The organism is Thermosynechococcus sp. B1, from assembly GCF_030322985.1.
Lineage (GTDB): Bacteria > Cyanobacteriota > Cyanobacteriia > Thermosynechococcales > Thermosynechococcaceae > Thermosynechococcus.
Map to the genome: position 1 here is coordinate 2,022,592 of NZ_CP096573.1, position 21,941 is coordinate 2,044,532.

Annotated in this window: 22 protein-coding genes, 1 tRNA gene and 1 riboswitch; of the genes, 9 read left to right on the top strand and 14 right to left on the bottom strand. The window is 54.9% G+C overall.

Annotated elements, in window-relative coordinates; all coding sequences use genetic code 11:
* The first annotated feature begins 72 nt into the window (after positions 1 to 72).
* Positions 73 to 1,212 carry an AI-2E family transporter gene (locus tag M0644_RS10035; protein ID WP_399373857.1) on the top strand — a complete coding sequence of 380 codons (1,140 nt, stop codon included), beginning with the start codon at positions 73 to 75 and terminating at the stop codon, positions 1,210 to 1,212.
* A 1,252-nt stretch (positions 1,213 to 2,464) separates the two neighbouring features.
* Here the strand turns inward: M0644_RS10035 and apcD are convergent.
* A complete protein-coding gene (gene apcD / locus M0644_RS10045; RefSeq protein WP_190278062.1) occupies positions 2,465 to 2,950 on the bottom strand; it encodes an allophycocyanin subunit alpha-B in 486 nt (161 codons plus the stop codon).
* A gap of 197 nt (positions 2,951 to 3,147) precedes the next feature.
* Between apcD and serS the strand changes: the two genes are divergently transcribed.
* From serS to M0644_RS10060, 3 genes are all read left to right on the top strand, one after another.
* Positions 3,148 to 4,440, top strand: coding sequence for a serine--tRNA ligase (serS, locus tag M0644_RS10050; RefSeq protein ID WP_286625570.1), 1,293 nt, complete (start codon positions 3,148 to 3,150; stop codon positions 4,438 to 4,440).
* Entirely contained in the window at positions 4,434 to 5,780 is a 1,347-nt protein-coding gene (gene murF / locus M0644_RS10055) for a UDP-N-acetylmuramoyl-tripeptide--D-alanyl-D-alanine ligase (RefSeq protein WP_399374384.1), read from the top strand. Before serS ends, murF begins: the two co-directional genes overlap by 7 nt.
* Positions 5,781 to 5,828: 48 nt before the next feature.
* Positions 5,829 to 5,900: transfer RNA gene (locus tag M0644_RS10060), tRNA-Asn, on the top strand.
* An 83-nt stretch (positions 5,901 to 5,983) separates the two neighbouring features.
* Here the strand turns inward: M0644_RS10060 and M0644_RS10065 are convergent.
* The 3 genes from M0644_RS10065 to M0644_RS10075 all read right to left on the bottom strand — a co-directional run bounded on the left by M0644_RS10065 (position 5,984) and on the right by M0644_RS10075 (position 8,082).
* Positions 5,984 to 6,115, bottom strand: coding sequence for a hypothetical protein (locus M0644_RS10065; RefSeq protein WP_286625572.1), 132 nt, complete (start codon positions 6,113 to 6,115; stop codon positions 5,984 to 5,986).
* A gap of 118 nt (positions 6,116 to 6,233) precedes the next feature.
* Entirely contained in the window at positions 6,234 to 7,142 is a 909-nt protein-coding gene (locus tag M0644_RS10070; RefSeq protein ID WP_149820480.1) for a MoxR family ATPase, read from the bottom strand.
* A complete protein-coding gene (locus M0644_RS10075; protein ID WP_149820482.1) occupies positions 7,135 to 8,082 on the bottom strand; it encodes a bifunctional riboflavin kinase/FAD synthetase in 948 nt (315 codons plus the stop codon). Before M0644_RS10075 ends, M0644_RS10070 begins: the two co-directional genes overlap by 8 nt.
* 113 nt (positions 8,083 to 8,195) lie before the next feature.
* A riboswitch (cyclic di-AMP (ydaO/yuaA leader) is annotated at positions 8,196 to 8,334 on the top strand.
* An 87-nt stretch (positions 8,335 to 8,421) separates the two neighbouring features.
* On the opposite strand from M0644_RS10075, the gene M0644_RS10080 reads away from it, so the two are divergent.
* On the top strand, positions 8,422 to 9,771 hold the full coding sequence (locus M0644_RS10080; RefSeq protein ID WP_286625574.1) for an ArsB/NhaD family transporter: 1,350 nt from the start codon (positions 8,422 to 8,424) through the stop codon (positions 9,769 to 9,771).
* Between the two features lie 17 nt (positions 9,772 to 9,788).
* On the opposite strand, the gene M0644_RS10085 is transcribed toward M0644_RS10080, so the two are convergent.
* The 6 genes from M0644_RS10085 to M0644_RS10110 form a co-directional block, all read right to left on the bottom strand.
* The gene (locus M0644_RS10085) at positions 9,789 to 10,034 is read right to left on the bottom strand and encodes a 2Fe-2S iron-sulfur cluster-binding protein (protein ID WP_149820486.1); all 246 of its coding nucleotides are present in this window, start codon (positions 10,032 to 10,034) and stop codon (positions 9,789 to 9,791) included.
* Positions 10,031 to 11,026 carry an aspartate carbamoyltransferase catalytic subunit gene (locus tag M0644_RS10090; RefSeq protein ID WP_149820488.1) on the bottom strand — a complete coding sequence of 332 codons (996 nt, stop codon included), beginning with the start codon at positions 11,024 to 11,026 and terminating at the stop codon, positions 10,031 to 10,033. The genes M0644_RS10085 and M0644_RS10090 overlap by 4 nt, the downstream gene beginning before the upstream one ends.
* A complete protein-coding gene (locus M0644_RS10095; RefSeq protein ID WP_149820490.1) occupies positions 11,023 to 11,541 on the bottom strand; it encodes a phosphoribosyltransferase in 519 nt (172 codons plus the stop codon). Before M0644_RS10095 ends, M0644_RS10090 begins: the two co-directional genes overlap by 4 nt.
* 5 nt (positions 11,542 to 11,546) lie before the next feature.
* Positions 11,547 to 12,482, bottom strand: a complete 936-nt coding sequence (locus M0644_RS10100) for a phytoene synthase (protein ID WP_286625575.1) — start codon at positions 12,480 to 12,482, stop codon at positions 11,547 to 11,549.
* Positions 12,466 to 13,899, bottom strand: coding sequence for a 15-cis-phytoene desaturase (gene pds, locus M0644_RS10105; protein WP_286625576.1), 1,434 nt, complete (start codon positions 13,897 to 13,899; stop codon positions 12,466 to 12,468). Before pds ends, M0644_RS10100 begins: the two co-directional genes overlap by 17 nt.
* Before the next feature lie 98 nt (positions 13,900 to 13,997).
* Positions 13,998 to 14,633, bottom strand: a complete 636-nt coding sequence (locus M0644_RS10110) for a chorismate lyase (RefSeq protein ID WP_190278063.1) — start codon at positions 14,631 to 14,633, stop codon at positions 13,998 to 14,000.
* A 127-nt stretch (positions 14,634 to 14,760) separates the two neighbouring features.
* On the opposite strand from M0644_RS10110, the gene M0644_RS10115 reads away from it, so the two are divergent.
* From M0644_RS10115 to M0644_RS10125, 3 genes are all read left to right on the top strand, one after another.
* Positions 14,761 to 15,417 carry a Mo-dependent nitrogenase C-terminal domain-containing protein gene (locus M0644_RS10115; RefSeq protein WP_286625578.1) on the top strand — a complete coding sequence of 219 codons (657 nt, stop codon included), beginning with the start codon at positions 14,761 to 14,763 and terminating at the stop codon, positions 15,415 to 15,417.
* Positions 15,418 to 15,436: 19 nt separating this feature from the next.
* The gene (gene rimO / locus M0644_RS10120; protein WP_286625579.1) at positions 15,437 to 16,759 is read left to right on the top strand and encodes a 30S ribosomal protein S12 methylthiotransferase RimO; all 1,323 of its coding nucleotides are present in this window, start codon (positions 15,437 to 15,439) and stop codon (positions 16,757 to 16,759) included.
* 76 nt (positions 16,760 to 16,835) lie between these two features.
* A complete protein-coding gene (locus M0644_RS10125; RefSeq protein ID WP_190278065.1) occupies positions 16,836 to 18,074 on the top strand; it encodes a sensor histidine kinase KdpD in 1,239 nt (412 codons plus the stop codon).
* On the opposite strand, the gene M0644_RS10130 is transcribed toward M0644_RS10125, so the two are convergent.
* Both M0644_RS10130 and M0644_RS10135 read right to left on the bottom strand, forming a co-directional pair.
* Positions 18,044 to 18,898: a DNA-formamidopyrimidine glycosylase gene (locus tag M0644_RS10130; protein WP_286625580.1), complete on the bottom strand. Its 855-nt coding sequence runs from the start codon at positions 18,896 to 18,898 to the stop codon at positions 18,044 to 18,046. The two genes, M0644_RS10125 and M0644_RS10130, sit on opposite strands and share 31 nt — an antisense overlap.
* An 11-nt stretch (positions 18,899 to 18,909) precedes the next feature.
* Positions 18,910 to 19,140 carry a photosystem I reaction center subunit IV gene (locus tag M0644_RS10135; RefSeq protein WP_011057407.1) on the bottom strand — a complete coding sequence of 77 codons (231 nt, stop codon included), beginning with the start codon at positions 19,138 to 19,140 and terminating at the stop codon, positions 18,910 to 18,912.
* Between the two features lie 200 nt (positions 19,141 to 19,340).
* On the opposite strand from M0644_RS10135, the gene M0644_RS10140 reads away from it, so the two are divergent.
* A complete protein-coding gene (locus M0644_RS10140) occupies positions 19,341 to 19,679 on the top strand; it encodes an STAS domain-containing protein (RefSeq protein WP_149820504.1) in 339 nt (112 codons plus the stop codon).
* A gap of 27 nt (positions 19,680 to 19,706) precedes the next feature.
* On the opposite strand, the gene M0644_RS10145 is transcribed toward M0644_RS10140, so the two are convergent.
* Both M0644_RS10145 and M0644_RS10150 read right to left on the bottom strand, forming a co-directional pair.
* Positions 19,707 to 20,768 carry a 3-deoxy-7-phosphoheptulonate synthase gene (locus M0644_RS10145; RefSeq protein WP_149820506.1) on the bottom strand — a complete coding sequence of 354 codons (1,062 nt, stop codon included), beginning with the start codon at positions 20,766 to 20,768 and terminating at the stop codon, positions 19,707 to 19,709.
* A gap of 35 nt (positions 20,769 to 20,803) precedes the next feature.
* Positions 20,804 to 21,940, bottom strand: coding sequence for an LptF/LptG family permease (locus M0644_RS10150; RefSeq protein WP_149820508.1), 1,137 nt, complete (start codon positions 21,938 to 21,940; stop codon positions 20,804 to 20,806).
* Between the last annotated feature and the right edge of the window lies 1 nt (position 21,941).

The following is a 21,941-nucleotide window of genomic DNA, read 5'->3' on the forward strand; positions in this document are numbered from 1 at the left end:
CCTTTGGTTGGGATGGTAGAGTCCCAAAACCTGCTCTAATAGGGGGTTGAGGCACGAATTGGACGCAAAGTAGTGACGTTTGGTCAGTGGATTGGCTTGCTGGTACTGGGGGTGTGTCTCTACATCCTCTGGGAAATTCGCCAAGTGTTACTCTTGGTCTTTTTGGCGGTGGTCTTGGCAACGGCACTCAACTGGCTGCAACTGCGACTCCAGAGCTGGGGACTACAACGAGGCCGGGCGATCGCCATCAGTATTAGCTTGACTTTCCTGATCATCTTTGGTTTCTTTTGGATGATCATTCCCCCCTTTTTGCAGGAAGCACAGCAACTGGGTGTATTGATTCCCAAGGGGTTAGGACGGGTGGAAGCATGGCTGGATGAGATGGCTTACCTTTTACCAAGTAGCGGCTTTGATGATACCCCTTTCATTAATCGGCTGATTACCCAGTTAGAGCCATTCCTTGAGCAAATCTTTAATAACTTCCTTGCCCTCTTTTCCAATACACTGGCGGTCCTACTAAATACGCTGTTGGTCTTGGTGCTGACGGTGATGCTAGTGATTGATCCTCAACCCTACCGTCGGGGATTCATTCGCCTCTTTCCAGCGTTTTATCGGTCTCGCATTGACACGATTCTCACCGAAAGTGAACAGGCGCTCTTGGCATGGCTGGCGGGCACAGGCTTGAATATGCTGGTCATTGGTGTGGTCAGTGGCATTGCTCTTGCGCTACTGGGGGTGCGGTTGGTCTTGGCCAATGCTTTCTTGGCCGGTCTGCTGGAGGCGATTCCCAATATTGGCCCTGCCCTGAGTGTGATTCCGCCGATGATCATTGCTTTTATTGACAATCCGTGGCGGGCGGTGGCCGTTCTCATTGCCTACATTGTGATTCAACAGTTGGAGCAATACCTGCTGGTGCCTGTCGTCATGGCCAAACAGGTGGCTCTACTGCCCGCTGTGACGCTGGTGTCACAAATTGTTTTTGCCATTTTCTTTGGCTTTCTGGGCTTACTGCTGGCACTGCCTCTGGTGATTGTGGGTCAAATTTGGTTTACAGAAATTGTGCTCAAGGACATTCTCGATCGCTGGCAGCCCAGCCCGCCACCTGCAGGGTCAAATCCACCAATTTTGCCGCTGCCCCCGCCGCCCCCACCTGCTGCCGCAAATCCTGCCGCATCTGATGCAATTTCTGAGGATGGCTCAATAGAGACTTAATCTGATCAGCAACCACCGCCGGCTCAATCGGACCCACCAGTTCCGGTACAATTTCTCTGCCCGCCCAGATATTCGGCCACGCCTTGTAGCCGAGACCCTGTTTCACTAAGTCCCAATCTATCTCTGGCGATCGCCACAACTGCCAAAACCGCCGCCAGCCCAATCCCTTGGCCACCAGTGCCCAAAACACCAGCACCGTCCACTGTCGCCCGATCGCTGGCAAGCCCACCAGCAACCCGGCTAACCCATCCCAAGGGTGTGCCCGCTGTACCCGCAGTTGTTGGGCCGGCAAAAGAACAATCATCGGCACATTCAAGGCGGCCAGTTCAGCGGTATTGGCGCCAACGGTTGTCACACAGAGGGCAACCTGCCGCAGCAGGGGATAGTTGGGTAACTGCTGCCAGAGATAGACCTTCGTACCCCTCGGCGTCTCCAGATAGGGTAGCCCTTCACTGGGTTGGATGAGTGTCGCCGTCGTGCCCTCAACGTGCTTGAGTTCAGGGTTAAAGCGGGGATCGGCGTAGCAACTGAGGGTCTTGAGCGTCAGGGTGGGTGCCACGGGAATCACACACTGAATCGGGGGATGAGCAGCAGCTAAATGGTCGGCGATCGCCAGCGAAAGGGGCACCCCCAGCTTGAGCTTATTGGGCTTGGAACCCACCATCAGACCCACAAGGGAAGCATCTGAAGCAACGCCTAACTGTTGGCGCACATCAGGCAGAGAATCGAGGGCAAGGGCTTGCACATCAGTCATCAGATCCCCCACCACCGCCACCTTGGCTCTTGTTTTGCCCACGGGGAGCGGACGCCGCAACCCAATGCCATCCACCCACCCTTGCCAGCGTGCCTGCCACTCACAATAGAGCACACAGCGATAGCCCAGACGCTTGGCCAACAGCACCGCAAAGAGCTGATCGCCCCCCAAGAAAACCACAACCCCTTCGGCAAACCAATCCCAATTACTACAGGTGGTCTTTGTGCGCAGGAGGTGCCAAAACTCTGTGGCCGGCAGCACCCGATCCACCTCCGCATAGCGGCGCGCAATCTCCGCTTCTTGACCACTGGCATGGGGACAGGGAACAATGACCACTGAAACCCGCAGCCCCTCTCTGACCTGTTGCCGCAGCGTTGTTACAAAGGGATACACCCAAGTGGCCAGTTCACCGGGGCCATTGCTGACAACTACAATTTCAAGGGGAGATGTCATGGGTTGTGTTCCCCTTGAATGCAGAATTGGCTGCCGTCAGTCTCCCTAGGACATTTCTTGAATAATGTAGTCAAAGTAGGGTGCCGCCACTTCAGCATCTTCAGTGCTTAGCAGTGCCAAGGAGGCGTCCTTGAGGCAACGAATGGCTTCTGCCATCCCTGTCATCGGCACACCAAGGGAGTTATACATTTCCCGCACCCCAATAATACCCGTGCGCTCAATGGGGTCTTTGTCACCCGCGAGGATGCCATAGGTAATCAGGCGCATGTACCAGCCATAGTCGCGCAGACAGAGGGCACGCTGTTTCTGGCCGTAGGCATTGCCCCCCGGTGAGATGAAGTCAGGCCGCTTCTGCCACAGTTGTTTGCTGGCTTGCTCAACAATGCGTTTCTCATTTTCGGCCAGTGTCGTGGCAATGCGGAGGCGTTGCTCACCCGTTTGGAAAAAGTCACTAATCGTCTGGAGTTCGCCCGTGGTGGGGTAGCGCAATTCATCGTCCGCTTTAAGAAGAACCTGACTAATGACACTCATATTGCTAACACCGCTTAATACATCCCTCATTTTAGAGGACGGCGACCCCTTGTTGACGCCACTCCTGATCAAAATCTCGACGGTTGATAGAGGAATTTAGCGGTGTCGATGGCAAACCACAGCAAGACAGCCCCCTAGAGCCAATCTGCTCCCTTGGTGATAGGATCAATGCGGTTTGCACTGGTTTTCGTCCACCTGTGATTGATCTCAAACAACTGCGAGAAAATCCCCAAGCCTTTGGCGATCGCCTGCGGCGGCGCGGCGGTGACTTTGACCTCGACCGCATTTTAGAGTTGGATGCGCAGCAGCGACAGCTGGAACAACAGCGATCGCGCCTCCAAGCCCGCAGTAACGAAATTGGTGCCCTCGTCGGCAAAAAGATCAAATCCGGCGTTGCCGCCACTGACCCCGAAATTCAAGCCCTCAAGGCCGAGGCCAACGATCTCAAGCAGCAACTCAGTGATCTTGAACCCCAAGAACGGCAACTTAAGGAAGAATTGGAACGCCTGCTGCTAACGATTCCCAACCCCCCCAGTGAGACCACCCCCATTGGCCGCGATGAAACCGAAAACGTTGAGGTACGCCGCTGGGGTGAGGAGTATAAACCGAGCCAGCCTTGTCAGCCCCACTGGGACATTGCCACTCAATTGGGACTCTGGGATGTGGAGCGATCGGTGAAAGTAGCGCAGAGTCGCTTTGTTACCCTAGTGGGCATGGGGGCTGCCCTTGAGCGAGCCTTGATCCAATTTATGCTTGATACCCACCGCGATCGCGGCTATGTGGAGGTCTTGCCGCCCTTGTTGGTCAATAGTGCCTCGCTGACGGGAACGGGGCAGTTACCCAAATTTGCCGAGGAAAGTTTTCGCTGTGCCGATGATGATCTCTGGCTGATTCCGACAGCGGAAGTGCCGGTGACGAATCTCTACCGCGATGAAATTTTAGCTGCCGATCAATTGCCCATTTACCACTGTGCCTACACCCCCTGTTTTCGCCGTGAAGCGGGCAGTTATGGCAAAGATACACGCGGCCTGATTCGCCTACACCAATTCAACAAAGTGGAGTTGGTCAAGTTTGTTCACCCGGAAACCTCTGCCGCTGAACATGAAGCCCTTGTGGCCGATGCCGAGTTTATTCTCCAAGCCCTGCAGTTGCCCTATCGAGTGATTGAACTGTGTACTGGCGATTTGGGCTTTGGCGCCATGAAGTGCTACGACTTAGAGGTGTGGCTGCCCGCTGCCGGCTGTTACCGCGAAATTTCCAGTTGCTCCAATTTTGGCGATTTCCAAGCGCGGCGTGCCAAGATTCGCTTCAAAGAAGCCAAGCAAAAAGGGACACAGTTTGTCCACACCCTTAATGGCTCTGGCCTAGCCGTTGGACGAACCATGGCAGCTATTCTTGAAAACTACCAACAACCCGATGGGACGGTGCGGGTACCGGCGGTGCTGCAACCTTACTTGAAGTGCAGCCACATTGGCGGGGCAACATCGTGAACACCACCCTCGGGGCGATCGCCCAAGCTTTGGGGTTAGATACAACTCATCCAGATCTGCCAATCACAGGCATTTGCACTGACTCCCGCCAAATCGCAACTGGCAATCTCTTTGTTGCTCTGCGGGGGGAAACCTTTGATGGCCATCAATTTGTCGATCTGGCCGCCGCCGCCGGCGCGATCGCCCTAATTGTCGAGGTGCCGGTGTCTTCTGCTCTGCCACAACTTCAGGTAGCCAATACCCTAGCTGCCTATCAACGCTTGGGACAGTGGTGGCGGCAGCAATGTCCAGCCAAAGTCATTGCCGTCACTGGCTCCGTGGGCAAAACCACCACCAAGGAAATGATTGCCGCTGTCCTGAGTCACTATGGCGCCGTCCTCAAAACCGAAGCCAACTTCAATAACGAGATTGGCGTGCCCAAAACCCTTTTACAACTGGAACCCCACCACCAATTTGCCGTGATTGAAATGGGGATGCGGGCGCGCGGTGAAATTGCCCTTTTGAGCCAGATTGCCCAACCGGATGTTGCCGTGATTACCAATGTGGGTACTGCCCATATTGGCCGCCTCGGTTCCCGCGAAGCCATTGCCCAAGCCAAATGCGAACTGCTTGCCGAAATGCCCCAAGGGGGAACAGCCGTGCTCAATGCCGATAGTCCCCTACTTTTGCCGACAGCGGCGCAGGTCTGGTCAGGGCCCACGATTACCTATGGCCTTGAGGGGGGCACCCTACGGGGAATCTATCAACCGCCCCAAACCCTCCACGTGGATCAACGCACCTACACCGTTCCCCTTGCGGGGGCACACCATGCCTTGAACTTTCTGGCTGCCCTTGGGGTGTTGCAAGCCTTGAACTTAAAGAGCGATCGCCTACCCCGACAGTTGACGTTAGAATTGCCCAGTGGTCGGAGTGGCCGCTATCTCCTAGAGCCGGATATTCTGCTACTCGATGAAACCTACAATGCGGGTCTGGAATCCATGGTCGCCGCCTTGCATCTGTTGCGATCGCTCCCCGGTCAGCGGCATCTGGCAGTTCTTGGCTCCATGCGGGAACTAGGCACGTTTTCTCTCTCCTTCCATGAGCAGGTGGGAGCCACGGTTGCCCAATTAGACCTCGATGGCCTCTTAATTCTCGATAAAGGCGATGAAGGAGCAGCCCTTGCACGGGGGGCAGGGCGCGTTCCCAGTCAGCAATTTGCTTCCCATGAAGAATTGGTGGAGTACCTATTGCGGGAGTTGCAAGCGGGCGATCGCCTCCTCTTTAAGGCCTCCCATGCCGTTGCCTTGGATCGCGTAGTGAATGAACTGCGGCAGCGCTGGCCAAAACTTCAGGGCGGTTGAGACTTGCCAAGAGTAGTGAACTACGCTACATTAGAAAATCGTCAATATTCCTCAGTAGCTCAGCGGTAGAGCGGTCGGCTGTTAACCGATTGGTCGCTGGTTCGAATCCAGCCTGGGGAGTTTAATAACTTGAGCCACGATAGCGACGGCGGCGCTGCCCATCATCCTCTCCCTTTGGGGTTGGAGCTGTGTCGGCAACGGTGCTAATGTCCCGATATTGGGTATTGGGTGTGGCGGGTGGAGTAGCCAGAGGTGGCGGCGTGGGTGCTGCTGAGGATGTTGTGCCAAATTTCTCCCTGCTGTTGGAGGGCGTGTGTCATGAGTATCGTTGTCATCAATGCCTAAATCCTTCGACGGTTGCGAGGGCGATCGCGATGTTAAAAAGACTTAACACTACAATGACAGGTTGGCGATCGCAGAGATGTTCATAGAGAACAGTCGCGCCAACTCTCCCTAGGGAACGACTACCATTTCCAACAATTCTGCCACACAGGCTCGCCCTGAGCGCCCTGCTGCTGTAATCAAACGATGAGCTAGAACATGGGGGGCCAATTGCTTCACATCATCGGGGAGGACATAGTCACGGCCATTGAGCAAGGCCAAGGCCTGAGCTGTGCGCTGGAGCATCACGGTACCGCGAGGACTCACCCCCAAGGTAATGCGATCGCTCTCGCGGCTCGCCCGCACAAGGGCAAGAATGTACTTTTGCAAGACTGAATCTACCCGCACCTGTAGCACCTGCTGCCGCAACTGTTGGATCTCCGCCAAGCTGAGGCACGGTTCCAGTTGATTGACATCTAAGCCCCCCTGCACCCGTTGCAGCATTTGTAGTTCCTCTTCCTCGGTGGGGTAGCCCAAGCTAAAACACAGGGCAAAGCGATCCAACTGGGCTTCGGGCAGCGGAAAGGTGCCTTGGTATTCCACGGGGTTCTGGGTGGCAATGACAAAAAAGGGCTGGGGCAGGGGGTAGGTGACGCCATCAATGGTGACTTGGTACTCCTCCATGACCTCTAGGAGTGCCGATTGGGTGCGGGGTGTGGCGCGGTTAATTTCATCCGCCAGCAGGATATTGCAGAAGACAGGACCTGGGCGAAACTCAAACTCCGCTGTTTTGGGATTCCAGATATTGGTGCCCGATAAGTCCGTGGGCAGGAGATCGGGTGTGGCCTGGATGCGCTGAAAGGTACCCGCCAGCGATCGCGCCAAGGCCTTGGCCAAGAGGGTTTTTCCCACCCCCGGTACATCCTCCAGCAAAACGTGTCCCCCCGCCAGCAACCCCACTAGCATGAGTTCAATGGCAGCTTTTTTGCCCACCATGACCTGTCCAAGGTTATTGACCAGTCGCTGTAGGGGTTCACGCATAGGAGACCACTCGTTCAAGAAGATCAGCCGCTACTTGGCAATCGGCAGCAATTTGCGCCTGTAGGGCAGCCAAACTGGGAAACCGTACCTCTGGGCGAATAAAGGCCTCTAAATGAAGTGTGATCTCTTGATTGTAAAGATTTCCCTGCCAGTTGAATAGATGCACCTCTGTTGTCACTTGCCGACCCGTCACCGTCGGTCGCATCCCAATATTCACCACCCCCAATTGCTCAGTGGCAAACGCTGCCCCCGTAACGCGGCAAGCATAAACGCCGTGGCGAGGCAATAATTTGTCTGGGGGGAGGGCTAGATTGGCGGTGGGAAATCCCAACTGCCGTCCCAACTGTTCCCCTTGAATCACGGTGCCGGTCAATTGGTAGGGGCGTCCCAAAAGCTCCCGTGCCAAAGCCACATCTCCCTCGGCGAGGGCGGCCCTTACTGCTGAGCTACTGACGCGATCGCTCCCCCGACAATAGGGGGGCACAATATGCACTGGAATACCAAAGGCAGCACAGAGGGTGCGCAAATCCGCCGCCGTCCCCGATCGCCCACGGCCAAAGCCAAAATTAAAACCCACACTCAATACCTTGGCCTGCAACTGCTGTACCAAAATCTGCTCAACAAACTCCAAGGGCGACAGTTGGGCAAGAGCATGGGTAAAGGGCAGGACAATCACCTGCTCAATGCCATAGTGGTTCAAAAGGGCACGTTTTTCCGCCTCTGGGGTCAGCAGCAGGCGCTCTTCTCCCGTAAAAAATGCCTGCGGGTGGGGCGAAAACGTAATCACTGACCGGTAACAGTCGGGAGGCGCTGCTTCAACAAGCGTACGGATAACCTCTTGGTGCCCTCGATGGACACCGTCAAAATTGCCAAGGGCGATCGCCGTAGGAGTTTGCAAGGGTAGGCCGCTATTCAATTGACACAGGAAACATTTTGACACATTTAACCGCGGCGCAACAGTCTGGGAAAGTTTTTATTAAGATTTTCTATTCACGTCATAGAAGAACTTCTCTTGAATCCCCCAAGAGGCCTATGCTACGTTGAGTAGCAATTTATCTTTTTATGCCTAATCTGAGCCTTGGCAGCTTGGAGCGGAGGAACCAACGAATCAGGGGCGCATTCTCCACCGAGAAAGGATACCACTGAATCCTAGCCCGTCAGCTAACTTCGTCGGCATTCAGTTGGAGACTGGCTGTTTTTCACAACTGCTCAGTGTTCCAGTGATTCGGTTTCGTGGGGTTGACCGAATTTGTTACCTTAGAAACTTTTAGGAAGCCCAATGCTGATTGAACACTGGCATACATTCGCTGCTGGCACGATCTTCCTAGGCGTGATCCTCCTGATCATGACCGAGTGGATCAACATTACCATTGCAGCCTTTTTGGGCGCGATTCTCCTCGTCTTTCTCAACATTATGACCCTTGGGGAGGCCATTAGCTACATTGGCCGCAGTCACGGTACTCTCGCTCTCTTTTTCGGTGTCATGGTTCTGGTCCGCGCCTTTGAACCGACCAAGGTATTTGAGTATCTGGCCACCCAAATGGTGATCCTTGCCCGAGGTCAGGGAAAACGCCTGCTGCTGGGGATCGTGGCTCTGACAACCCCCATCTGTGCCGTACTGCCCAATGCCACAACAGTGATGCTCCTTGCCCCCCTGTTGCCCCCCATGGCGGCTGAAGTGGGGGTGGACTTTGTCCCCCTGATTATCTTGATGGTGATTGTCTCCAATAGCGCTGGCTTGCTGACCCTTGTCGGGGATCCAGCGACTTATATTGTCGGGGATGCCATTAATCTCAGCTTTGCCGATTATCTCCTGCGTCTCAGCTTAGGGGGGGTACTGGCAATCGCTGTCATTGTTTTTTGTCTGCCGGTTCTCTTTCGCCGCATTTGGCGCAAAGAACTCAACTCCCTTGATCACTTGCCCCACCCCAAAATTAATCATCCCCGCACCCTAGCGGTGGGTTGTGTGATCATCGTCTTTGTCTTGACCTTCTTTGTTATTGGCGATGGCATGGTCGTCAAAGTGTCTCCCCCTGCGGTCGCTTTAATGGGGGCTGCCCTTGCACTCCTTTTATCCCATCAAAGCAAAATCGATACGGTCACCCACATTCTGCGGGATGTGGACTGGGCCACCCTGATCTTTTTTATGAGCATTTTTGTCTTGATCGGTGGCCTAGAAAAAACCGGCATCATTGGTCAACTCTCCCACCTCCTCGCCATTCTCATTGGCCAAAATATCTTTTTTGGCTCCCTGCTGCTCTTATTTGCGATTGGCATTCTCTCTAGCGTCATTCCCAATATCCCCCTTGTGGTGGCGATGGTGCCACTGCTGAAAAAATACCTTGTCGATGTGGGTCTAGCAGGTTCAGAAATTCTCCACCCTGGTTATGGGGGTGATTTGCCCCCCCAGGTGCTGCCCCTGTTCTATGCCATGATGCTAGGGGCAACGTTGGGCGGCAATGCCACGCTGGTCGGCGCCTCTGCCAACATTGTTGGTGCCGGAATTGCGGAACTCCATGGCCGCCGCATTAGCTTCAAAACCTTTCTGCGCTATGGGGTGCCGATTACGGCGTTGCAGTTGGGGGTTTCAGCACTCTTTCTAACTGTGCGCTTTCTCATTTGGCGCTAAGGGTTTGATTCCTGTGATCACCACGTGGGATCTCGAAAGACATAGGCAGTAATCTGGGTGCCATCCTCGCCATCGCCCGCGATCGTAGAGATACAAGCGCGAATTTCTTCACCGTCCTCGAGTTCCAGAGTGCAGGCGCCACACGTCCCCATACGACAGCCGGTGGGAATTTCAATCCCGGCACGCTCAGCGACGCTCAACCAACTTTCACCCACTTCGGCCTCGACGCAGACCTGATCCGGCAGAAACGTCACCCTAATCATGCCTTGACCTCATGGTACGTTCCCATCAAATACAGTAACGCCATCCGTACCGCCACACCACTGGTCACCTGCTGATTCACTAAACTGAACTGCGGATCATCCAGCAATGCCGAACTCAATTCCACACCGCGATTCACCGGTCCTGGATGCAAAACCCGCACCTCCGGTCGGCACAGGTGCAGCCGTTCATGGGTGATACCAAACTGCTGATGGTACTCCCGCAAACTGGGAATCAGGTGCTGATCCATGCGTTCCCGTTGCAGGCGCAGCGTCATCACAATATCGGCATCAGCAAGGGCAGGTTCCAGTGTCCAGTGGAGCGTTGCGCCGTACTCTGCAAATTCGGCGGGTAACAGGGTGGGGGGGCCAGCCAAATGCACGTCAGCACCGGCCGTTTTCAGGCTATAGAGGTTCGATCGCGCCACACGGGAATGGCGAATATCGCCAATAATGGCCACTTTCTTTCCCTGCAATAGGGCACAGCGGGGTTGACGTGAATCGTAGAGTTGACAAAGGGTAAACAGATCCAGCAGCGCTTGGGAGGGATGCTCGTGCAGGCCATCACCGGCATTGAGAACCGCCACCTGACCGCCAAGGCGATCCATTTCCGCCGCAATTGTATGGGGCACCCCCGACTGCTGATGGCGAATCACCATGAATTCTGCCCCCATCGCCCACAGGGTCTTAGCCGTATCGAGGATCGTTTCCCCTTTACTCAGGGCCGAGGTACCGGGGGAAAAGTTGAGAATATCCGCAGAAAGACGTTTGGCCGCCAGTTCAAAGCTATTGCGGGTGCGCGTCGAGCTTTCAAAGAAAAGATTAGCAACCACCCGCGCTTGCAGGGTGGGGACTTTCTTAGTGCGACGATTCAGGACTTCCTGAAAACTGAGCGCTGTTTGCAGCACAATATCTAGCTCCGCCACCGTAAAGTCTTGCAGGGAGAGGACGTGGCGACGCTGCCATTGGAGGGGGGGAGTGAGGGTAGGCGTCATGGACAGGGGGTTAGGGTTTGAGCAAGATCAGCCGCTGTCAGTTGTTCGTAGCGTTCAAAGGGTTGATGGATCCAAGGATTTTCAGGCAGGTAATGAACATAGTAGTCCGGACGAATACAAGAGGCCGCTTTATACCAGAGAACGGCAGTGCGCACTTCCTCCACCGCAAAGCCATATTTGACCTCTAGCCAGCGCAGGGTTTTCTGCAAAGAAAGGCCGGAATCCACCAAATCATCCACTAAGAGGACATGACTGCCAAGGGTAGCAGTCGTCATGGTCAAGTCCCGCGCAAAGGTGATGCGACCCCGCTCTTGGTTATTGACACCGCCATAGGAGGACACCGCCAGAATCGCGAGGGGTTGATTAAACAAGCGGCTGAGAATGTCCCCTACCCGCAGCCCCCCCTTGGCCAAGCAGAGGATTTGATTGAACTGCCATCCCGATTCATAGATAGCGATCGCCAACTGTTCAATGGTGCGATGGTACTCGTCCCAATCCACGTAGAGATCTGCCATGGTGCCTAAAAGCTGGCCTTGAACCAAGAAATGGGGATAAACAGCAGCTTGCGCCAGTCAGAGACAAAGGCGCGCCGATTAAAGACATCGTAATCGTTGGCTTCGATGACATCAAGAATCTGGCGATAGAGCATCAACGCCGACCACACGGGCCAACGGGCATCCCGCTCTAGGTAAGCCACCCCCACTTCGGCTTCCCGATAAAATTGCCGTGCCCGCTGAATTTGAAAGCGCATCAGTGCCCGCCAGCGATCGTCAATCACCCCCCGCTGCAAGTCTTCTTCGGTGTAGTTAAAGGCAGCCAAGTCCTCTAGGGGCAGATAGATACGCCCCCGCCGCATATCTTCGCCCACATCCCGCAGGATATTGGTGAGTTGATTGGCAATGCCAAGGGCGATCGCTTGATCCTTGAGGGTGCCTTTGGCCTGATAGGGATCCACCCAGGGGGAACACAGGCGATCGCTGTAGGGGTTTCCCCCCATCACCTCAAGGGACATGAGGCCGACGGTACCGGCCACGCGATAGCAATAGAGTTCTAGTTCAGCAAAAGTTTCATAGCGACTGCGATGCAAGTCCATCCGCTGGCCAGCAATCATGTCCCGAAAGGGCTGGATGTCGAGGGGGTACTGTTCCAGCGTCGCCGTCAATGCCAAGTCCATACCATCGTGGGGATGTCCAGCAAAAATATCCTCAAGGCGGGCTTCCCACTCGTCGAGGGTGGCCATTGTTGTCGTTGCGGCTTGGGGGCCATCCACCAGTTCATCGGTGCGCCGACACCAGACGTAAATCGCCCAAATGGCACGGCGCTTGGCGGGGGGCATCAACAGCGTGCCGAGGTAAAACGTCTTGGCATAGGCGGCAGTGACCTGACGACACAGCTCGTAGGCTTCGTCGAGGGAAATCAGGGGAGGGACGTACTCGGCTCTAGGCAGTTGCAGCATTGGCGACAGTCTGAGTAGAGGGTTTGGGGGGCTGTGGGGCGTTGCTCTCTGCGAGCCGCTTCGCGATCGCCTGCGCTGTCAGCTTACCAGAAAGTACCGCCCCTTCCATACTCCCTAGGTAGGGCTGCATCGTGTAGCTCCCCGCAAGGAAGAAGTTGGGAATGGGCGTGGCCTGATCCGGACGAAAGGCTTGGCGACCGGGGGTGGCTTTATAGACTGAGCGGGGGGTTTTCACCACCGCCGTTTTCAGCACTTTAGCAGGTTCCGGTAGGTGATTGGGGAAGAGTTTGGCCAGTTCCGCAAGGGTCGCCTCAACAATCTCCTCATCACTGCGGCCAATCCACTCCGCAGCAGGCGCCAATACCAGCTCTAACATTGACTTGTCGGGATCGGCATAGCCCTTGCAGGTTTCGCTCATATCGGCATAAACACTCAACAGGGGCGATCGCGAGAAGAGCAGGTGATCTACCGTCGGCAATTTGCGATCAAACCAGATTTGGACATTAATCACAGGGACGCCTTCGAGGCCATTGAGTTTCTGGAAAAAGGGTAGGTCTTGCCACGGCTGCGGCAGCAGCAGTTTAATGGCATCCACCGACATCGCTGAGACATAGGCATCCGCTGTGACTTCAAAGCGCTGTTGCCCCTCGCGATCGGCCATGACAAAGGACTGCACCGAGAGATCTTCATTGAGGACAATCTCCCGCAGAGCCACATTGGTGTGCACTTCACCGCCCCGTGCGGTCACATAATCCACAATGGGCTGACACAACCGTTCGGGGGGTGCCCCATCCAAGAAGGCAATTTTTGAGCCATAGCGTTCCCGCAGAAAGCGGTTCATCGCCGTCAGGGGAATCGTGGCCGAGACCTCATCGGGGTTCAGGAAGGTCAGTGCCTTTGAGGCCGCAATAAAAATGTCGGAGTTTACCCGCTCATCAATCCCTTGGCGTTGCAGCCATTCGAGGAGGGTGTACTTGTCCATTGCCTCGACGTATTTTTGGCCGCGCACGATCGCTGGCCACAGCCCCAAGGCAAAGCGGAATTTCTGCTCCCACGTCAGCATATCGTTGTTGCGCAAAATGGAGAGCAGTACATTAAAAGGCGAAGGAATATCGGGAACATCAAACCACGAGAGCACCCCCGGCTTTTCGGGTTGGTTAAAAATCAGGGCATGGCGTTTCCATTGCAGGCGATCGCTAATCCCCAATTCCGCTAGGAGTTGCAGCATATTGGGGTAGGCACCAAAAAAGGCGTGCAAGCCCGTTTCCACCCAATCCCCATCGGTATCCTGCCATGCCGCCACCAAGCCACCAAGGACATTGGCACGCTCAAACACCATGGGGGTATGTCCTGCATCCACTAGATACTTGGCGCAAGCTAAGCCCGCTAAGCCACCACCGGCAATTGCAACTCGCATGAATGACGCTACCCTAACTGACGAAGATGAACGCAACCCCCTAGGGGAACAAAAAGCTGTTCATATTATATTTACAAAACGTTACGGAGACACCCGCTTTAGCCTAATGTTGGGGCTGAATTTGCCAAATAGGCTGTACTTCCCATCGGACCAAGGTACCGGCAGAGGTAGGGCGAAAAGACTTCATAAATCAGCGTAATGGGACGGCGATCGTGCCAAAAGAGATAATGCCGCCCCCAAAAAGGCCCCGCTTCGCCAAAGGCTGCCGCCAAGGTTCCAGAGTGCCCGAGATACACCGCCTGAATGTCGCGGTAAAGCTCCACCTTGCGTTGGGCGAGGTTCGTCCAAATGGGCATGGCACGGTTTTGCAAATACTCATCCACATGGGCAGCTTCCCACCAAGAGGTGGCGTAGGCCAAACGTTGACCTGAAGCGGTGCGTAGCCACACTTGACGCCGCAGCCGCGGGCCGGGAATGAGTTGCAGTTGCGCCGGGGCGCGATCGCTGGCATGGCCAATGGCCGACATATCTATCACGTCCACTTCCGTGGTTTCACCCGTCAGCAGTTGCAAGTGGCGGGTGGGGGAGCCATCCCCGAGAATCAGGATTTGCCACGCCGGCGCTAAAAGATCATGGGGCAATCCTTGGGCGATCGCCGCCGCGTCCCCCTGCCAAATGGGATCAAGGGCATACCAAGGGGTTGAGCAAGTGGAGGGCAACAGCGAAACAGTCAAGGATGTGACACAGTGCTTAACAAAACTTCGTCAATTGTAGCAAGGATTTTATCCGTCCTTCAGGATGGCACGAAAGACCCAGACCTAGAGTACAGTCGTAGTGAGCAGCAATCTTGGGGCAATCTCTATGGCAACCACCGCAGCATCTACCCTTGAACTGACACCGGAACAAACGGCCATTTGGATTAAGGGTCTCTTGAGCATTGCCGGCGCCGATGGTCACTTTGATCCCGAAGAGAAGCAACTGATTGCGAGCCTGATTCGCGAGGAAATTGCCCCAGAAATTGATCTTGAACATTTTGCTCCAGTCACCGATGAAGAGCTGGTGGCCACCTTTGGCGGCGATCGCGCCCTTGCGGAAAATTTCGTGCGCACAGCCGTAATGGTGGCGCTTGCCAATGGCATTTACTCCCAATCGGAGGATGCCGAACTGCAACGCTTCTGCAACGCCTTGGGACTGGAAATTACTGCCCTTGAGTCCCTGAAGCACACCCTTGATGGTCAGCACGAGAGCAATGAACAAACCCTGCGCCTATTGGATCCCGTGCGCCACTGGCTGGATGGTTTAGAGGTCAAAGATGCCAAGGTGGCTCGCTTTCTCTGCCGCCTGATTCCCCCCCAATGCCCCTTTGAGCGCGACATTACCCTTTTTGGTCGCAAGATTGTCCATATTCCCCCCCTCTGTAAACTCAATCCCCTTTATGATCAATTAGTGGGGTTGCGCTTCCGCTCGCTCAGCTATTTGGCCGACGAGTGTGGTGAAGATATTACCCCCTACTGTTAGATGCTGCTGACCCGTTTAGATGCCAAACCCAACTAAACCGAAAATTGCCTTTGCCCACCTTGGCTGTGATAAGAACCGCGTGGATACGGAGCACATGATTGGTCTCCTTGCGGCAGCGGGCTATGGGGTGGGTACCGATGAAACCGAAGCCGACTACGTTATTGTCAATACCTGTAGCTTTATCCAAGCCGCCCGCGAAGAGTCGGTGCGCACACTGGTAGAACTGGCAGAAGCCAATAAGAAGATTGTGATCACAGGCTGCTTAGCGCAGCATTTTCAAGGGGAACTCTTGGCGGAGCTTCCTGAGGCGGTGGCCGTCGTTGGCAGTGGCGATTACCAGCACATTGTTGAGGTGATTGAGCGGGTAGAAACGGGTGAGCGGGTGCAACAAATTAGTGCTGTGCCCACCTACATTGCCGATGAAACCGTTCCTCGCTACCGCACCACGCCGGAACCGGTGGCCTATCTGCGGATTGCTGAGGGCTGTGACTATCGCTGTGCCTTTTGTATCATTCCCCATCTGCGGGGCAACCAGCGATCGCGCCCCATTGAGTCCATTGTCAGTGAAGCCCATCAACTCGCCAGCGAGGGCGTCCAAGAAATCATTATTGTTTCCCAAATTACCACCAACTATGGCATTGATCTCTATGGTCAACCCCAACTCGCGGCGCTGATTCGTGCCCTTGGCAAAGTGGATGTGCCTTGGATTCGCTTGCACTACGCCTATCCCACGGGGCTAACGCCTGAGGTGATTGCAGCGATGCGGGAAACTCCTAACATCTTGCCCTATCTTGATTTGCCGTTGCAACATTCCCACCCAGAGGTGCTGCGCGCTATGAATCGGCCGTGGCAAGCGGGGGTGAACGATCGCCTGATTGAACGGTTACGGCAGGACTTACCCGAAGCAGTGATGCGGACGACGTTTATTGTTGGCTTCCCCGGTGAGACTGAGCACCACTTTGAGCATCTTTGCCAGTTTGTGCAGCGCCATGAATTTGACCATGTGGGGGTCTTTACCTACTCCGCCGAGGAAGGGACTGCCGCCTATGATCTGCCGGATCAGGTTCCAGAGGAAATCAAAATGGCGCGGCGCGATCGCCTGATGCAACTGCAACAACCCATTGCCCAGCGCAAAAATGCCGCTGAAGTGGGCAAAACCATGCCTGTCCTCATTGAGCAGGAAAACCCGCAAACTGGGGAACTGATTGGACGATCGCCCCGCTTTGCCCCGGATGTGGATGGCGTGGTTTATGTCAAGGGAGCTGCCACCTTGGGCACAATTGTCCCCGTAGAAATCACCGCTGCTGATATTTACGATCTGTACGGCATCATCCCCACCTAAGTTCGGTTTTACTCCTAGGCAGATTGGAATCATTGGGGCTATGGTCGAGGCAGTTGGGGACGTTGCATCGGCTGCTATGGGACGCTCGCATTCCACCATTGATCGGTATGATACCCGTGCTGGCGATCGCTTTTGGCAGTGGCAAGCGGGGGTTGCTGCCTTAGAAAGATTATTGGCAGTTACGCATCCCATTGAGGGCTTTTTAGTCTCCTTCCCCAGCCTCATTCTTCAAGATTGTCCCCTAAAAACCTATGTCCTCATGCCCCAGGGGCGATCGCTGCCCTACCTGCCCCCCACAGACACCCATCCTGCTTTGCCGGCAATGACCCTTTTGCCCGCAGCGCGAGAAGGCATGAATCCCTTTTGCCTACTACTGAGTCCAGAGGTTAATCTTTTACTGATCTATCAAGGGGAGCGCGGACTGCACTTTTCCTTTGCTCCTGAGGAAATTCATGCTTTTTGGCAGCAGTTGCGGCAGCAACTTCCCTTAGCCGATCTCGACCCCATTGATCAGTGGCTGGCCAGTGTGGAGATGGTGCCCCCCAGCTATCGTTTGGTGAGTCAGTTTGGTCAATGGCTGCTGGACTATAGTCAACCGGCGGCCACGCCCCTGACTGTGACTTCTACCCCCATGGCTGCGGACATTAGCCTGCTGCAAGCCCTTTCCCACGAGGTGCGCACTCCCCTCACCACCATCAATACCTTTATCCAATTGCTACAACGGCAAGAGAATCTACCGCAGCGCACGTACCAGTATCTGCAAAAGATTGGTCAAGAGATTCAAGATCAAATCACCCGCTTTAATCTCCTGAGTGATGCCGCCGAAATCTTCACCAGTCCTAGCCCCAAACCCCCCCTTGCGTTTGGGCGGACCCACTTGACGGAACTCTTCACAACCAACTTGGCTCGCTGGCAAAAGCAGGCGGCGCGTCGTCAGGTCAAATTGGTTCTTGATTATCCGCCCAATTTACCCCTTGTTCTCAGTGATCCAACGTCTTTAGATCAGGTCTTGACCGGGTTAGTGGAATACTATAGCCAAACCCTTGCCCCAGAGAGTGAACTGCAATTGGTGGTGCAGCGGGCAGGGCAGCACGTGAAGCTAGAATTGCGATCGCCCCAGTACAAACACCGCAGCGATCTGGCCGCCTTGGGGCACCTGCTCCTGTGGCATCCCGCAACCGGGCAACTGAGTCTCAACTTTCAGGCGGCAAAACTCTTAATAGAAGCGGTCGGCGCTAAGGTCATTCAACGGCGCGATCGCCAAGCGGGCGAAATTCTCACCCTTTATTTGCCCATTGCGGAAGAGAGTGGCTGACAGCGAGGACAATAGTGACTGGAGCGTCCTGCCAAGCGCAGCCGTTCAATCGTTGTGCCACAGACGCGGCAGGCTTCCCCCTTGCGACCATAAACCCATGCCTGCCCCCCATAGCGACCATTCACCCCCGTCGGAGTGACAAAGCTACGAATTGTCGTACCGCCCGCTGCAATCGCTTCCCTCAGCACTTGGCGAATCACCTGATGGAGGTGAACGATCTGCTCAATCGTTAGGGTGTAGGTGGGTAGGGCGGGGTGCAGACCACTCAAGAAAAGACTTTCATCGGCATAGATATTCCCCATGCCCGCAACAACGGTTTGATCTAAGAGCGCCGTTTTTAGCGCGCGACGATAATGCACCAACCGCTCCGCCAAGAACCAAACTGTAAAGGCCTCACTCAGGGGTTCTGGTGCCAAGCTGGCCAGTGTGGGAATCGCCGTTTCGGGGCGGCAGTGTGCAGGAATCCACCAACAGCGACCAAACGTCCGTTGATCCACAAAGCGGAGTTCCGCCCCCGTTGCGAAAAACCAGCGTACACGGGTATGGGGGCAGGGAGGCTGGGGAGTCGTCAGCCACAACAACTGGCCGCTCATGCGCAGATGAATCACGAGGCGACTGCCGTCATTGAGGGCGGCCAAAAGGTACTTGCCCCGCCGATGCCACTGTTGAATAGAGCGATCGCACAGGTGATCAATAAACGCTTGCGGCTCTTCCGGAAGCGCAATAGAACGGGCTAGAAGCACCTCGACCCCCACAATGGGTTGCCCAAGGGTGACCACCTCTAGCCCACGACGTACGGTTTCAACTTCCGGTAATTCCGGCACGGTCTCAGAAACTATTTCCCTTTTTTGGGCGGAGCCACTTCTTGCACTTCGTGCAGCGCAAAGTTATTGGTATTCACACCGCTGGCACTGCCGCTGTAGCCGGTGTAATTGACTTTGTCGAAGCGCACAATCACAGGATATTTGACGCCGGGGGTTTGATCCACAGAGGCGACGGTACCCACTTCGTTGTACCAGTAGGATTCAGGGCGGAGAATCTTGACTTTAGAACCACGTTGCACCATGAGTTATCGTCCTAAAAATTTCTCAACGGCTAGAGTTAAGCCTACTATGACTACTACGGCTTGTTACGCTCGCTCCACAAAATTTCACAGAGCACCCCATCTCTGGAACCCAGCAAAGGGCGGTTATGGGTTGGTCGCGTGACGAATCTCGGTAAAAAAAGGCTGTATACTAGCGGGGAACTCCTTTCCATCATCCTGTTATGGCCAATACTGTCGAAGTGATTAAGCTGTCTGGGGTCTTTGGTGGCCCCCAAGCTCAGGAATTTCGTCAAACCATTAGTGAGCTGGTTCAAGGGGGGACTCAAGCCCTATTGCTGGATTGTGGTGAGGTCACCTTCATTGATAGTTCTGGCTTAGGCGCTCTTGTTGTTGCCCTAAAAACGGTCCGGGCAGGTGGGGGACAGCTTTACCTATGCAATATTCCCAAGCAGATGATGATGCTCTTTGAACTCACGAGCATGGATAAGGTCTTTCACATCCTCAAAAATGAGGAAGAATTCTTTTCATTGAATCTACCTTCCCAAGGGGCAAGTAACTAGCTTCCCCTGCTACAATAGGCGATTCAGTTATCTGGCAACCAGTTGTGACCCCACCGCACTAGCCAATTCTTCGAGCATCGTTACTGTTGTCGCAAAGTCCACGCAGGGATCGGTAATACTTTGACCATAGACCAACTGCGAAAGATCCTTGGGAATCGGTTGATTACCCGCCTTGAGATGGCTCTCGATCATCACACCCGCCAAATAACGGGAACCTTGCTGTACCTGCTGGGCAAGATTTTCACACACTAGCACTTGGCGTTGGGCATCTTTGGCAGCGTTGGCATGGCTACAATCCACCATCAGGCGGGGGGTGAGTCCCTTACGCTCTAGGAGGGCAGCCGCCATTTCGATGTGAGCGGCAGAATAGTTAGGGCCCTCTTTGCCGCCGCGCAGTACAAGGTGAGTATCGGGATTCCCAGTGGTGGCAACAATACTGGCACGGCCTTCAGCATTAATTCCCAGAAAATGGTGCGACTGCTGTGCCGCGATCATGGCATTAATTGCCGAATCTAAGTGACCATCAGTGCCATTTTTGAAGCCTACGGGCATCGAGAGACCCGACGCCATTTGACGGTGGGTTTGGCTTTCCGTCGTACGAGCACCAATGGCGGTCCAACTCACAACGTCAGCAATGTACTGGGGAATGATTGGATCGAGCAATTCTGTAGCGGCGGGCATCCCCAAGTTGGCCAAATCCAGCAGCAGCTTGCGTGCGAGGCGTAACCCAGTGTTGATATCATAGCTGCCATCGAGGTGCGGATCGTTGATCAGCCCTTTCCAGCCTACAGAAGTGCGTGGTTTTTCAAAATAAACCCGCATGACGATTTCAAGACTATCCCGCAGGCGATCGCGCAGCCGCGCCAACTTTTCCCCATATTCCAAGGCCGCCTTGACATCGTGAATTGAACAAGGCCCCACAATGACCAGCAGTCGGCGATCGCGCCCCTTGAAAATATCACGAATGCGATCGCGGGTTGTGGCCACAAGGGTGGCTTGGGATTCGGTCAGCGGCAAATCCGCCAGCAGGGTAGCAGGCGTCAACAAGGGTCGCGTCTCAACAACGTGAAGATCAAACGTTTGCGGCATGGATCAGCAATCAGCACTTTTTTCATCATACCTCTCTAGCTGCGATCCGCACGCCACAGTAGGGCGATCGCCACCACCAAGCCAATGCCGTGGGGCAACCACGCTGCTGCAAGGGGGGAGAGGGTGCCAATTGTCCCCAGTGCACCGAGAAAAAACGTGAGCACGTACTGACCAAACACCACCGCCACACTAATGCCAAATCCCTGCCGCCCCCGCCGTTGGGAGGGACTGAGGCCAAACCCCACCCCTAAAAGGGCAAAGACCACCGCCAAAAAGGGTTGGGCATAGGCCTGAGCCAAGTGAACCTTGAGGGCACGCACCAGTTCTGGCTCTTGATTGGGATCGAGACGTTGCAGCGCACGGCGTGCTTGGGTGATCGAGAGTTCATCCACATCCGTTGGCCGCAGTTGTTGAGATTGGGCAGGCCGCGGCAAGCGGATCTCCTGTTGGTCAAATTGCAACAGATTGCGGCTGACCCCCGTGTGGCTAATCAAATAGGCTATCCCCTGAGAGAGTAACCAGCGACTCTCACGCACATTCCACTCCGCGGATTCAGCGCTAATGACCTGAGTCACCTGCGGTTGCGAAAAGTCCAAAACCGTGATTCCCTGAATGCGGCTGCCATCAAAGCGATGCCCATAATACAGTCGCCGCACATCTCCTTGGCGATCGTACTCAGGGTAGAAAATATCGGTGCCTGAGCCGAGGGTACGCTGCTGTTGCAGTAACTCCCGCATGAGTTTTTGCGATTCATACTTGGCGATGGGTACGGCGATTTCATTGAGCGCAAGGGTCAACCCACTCACAAACAATGCAAAAACCACCACAGGGACGAGGACACGGCGCAGACAAATCCCCACACTGCGCAGCGCAACCCACTCCCCCTCCTCTGAGAGCCGACTCATCGCCCCCACAACCGCGAGCAACACGGCCATCGGAAACACCAAGACCAAGACGGTAGGCAGTTGATAGCCAATCAATTGCAGCAAAATCGTTAGGGGCAGTTGAGCATCGGCAATTTGTCGCACCAGATCAAAAATCGTGCCGACGGTCAGCGCCAAAGTGGTAAAGATTGTAACGCCAAAAACAAACCCCGGCAGCAGTAGCGAGAGAAGATACTGATCTAACTTGGGGAGGGTCGGCAGCCAGATCCGCCGCAGTGCTCTGATCATG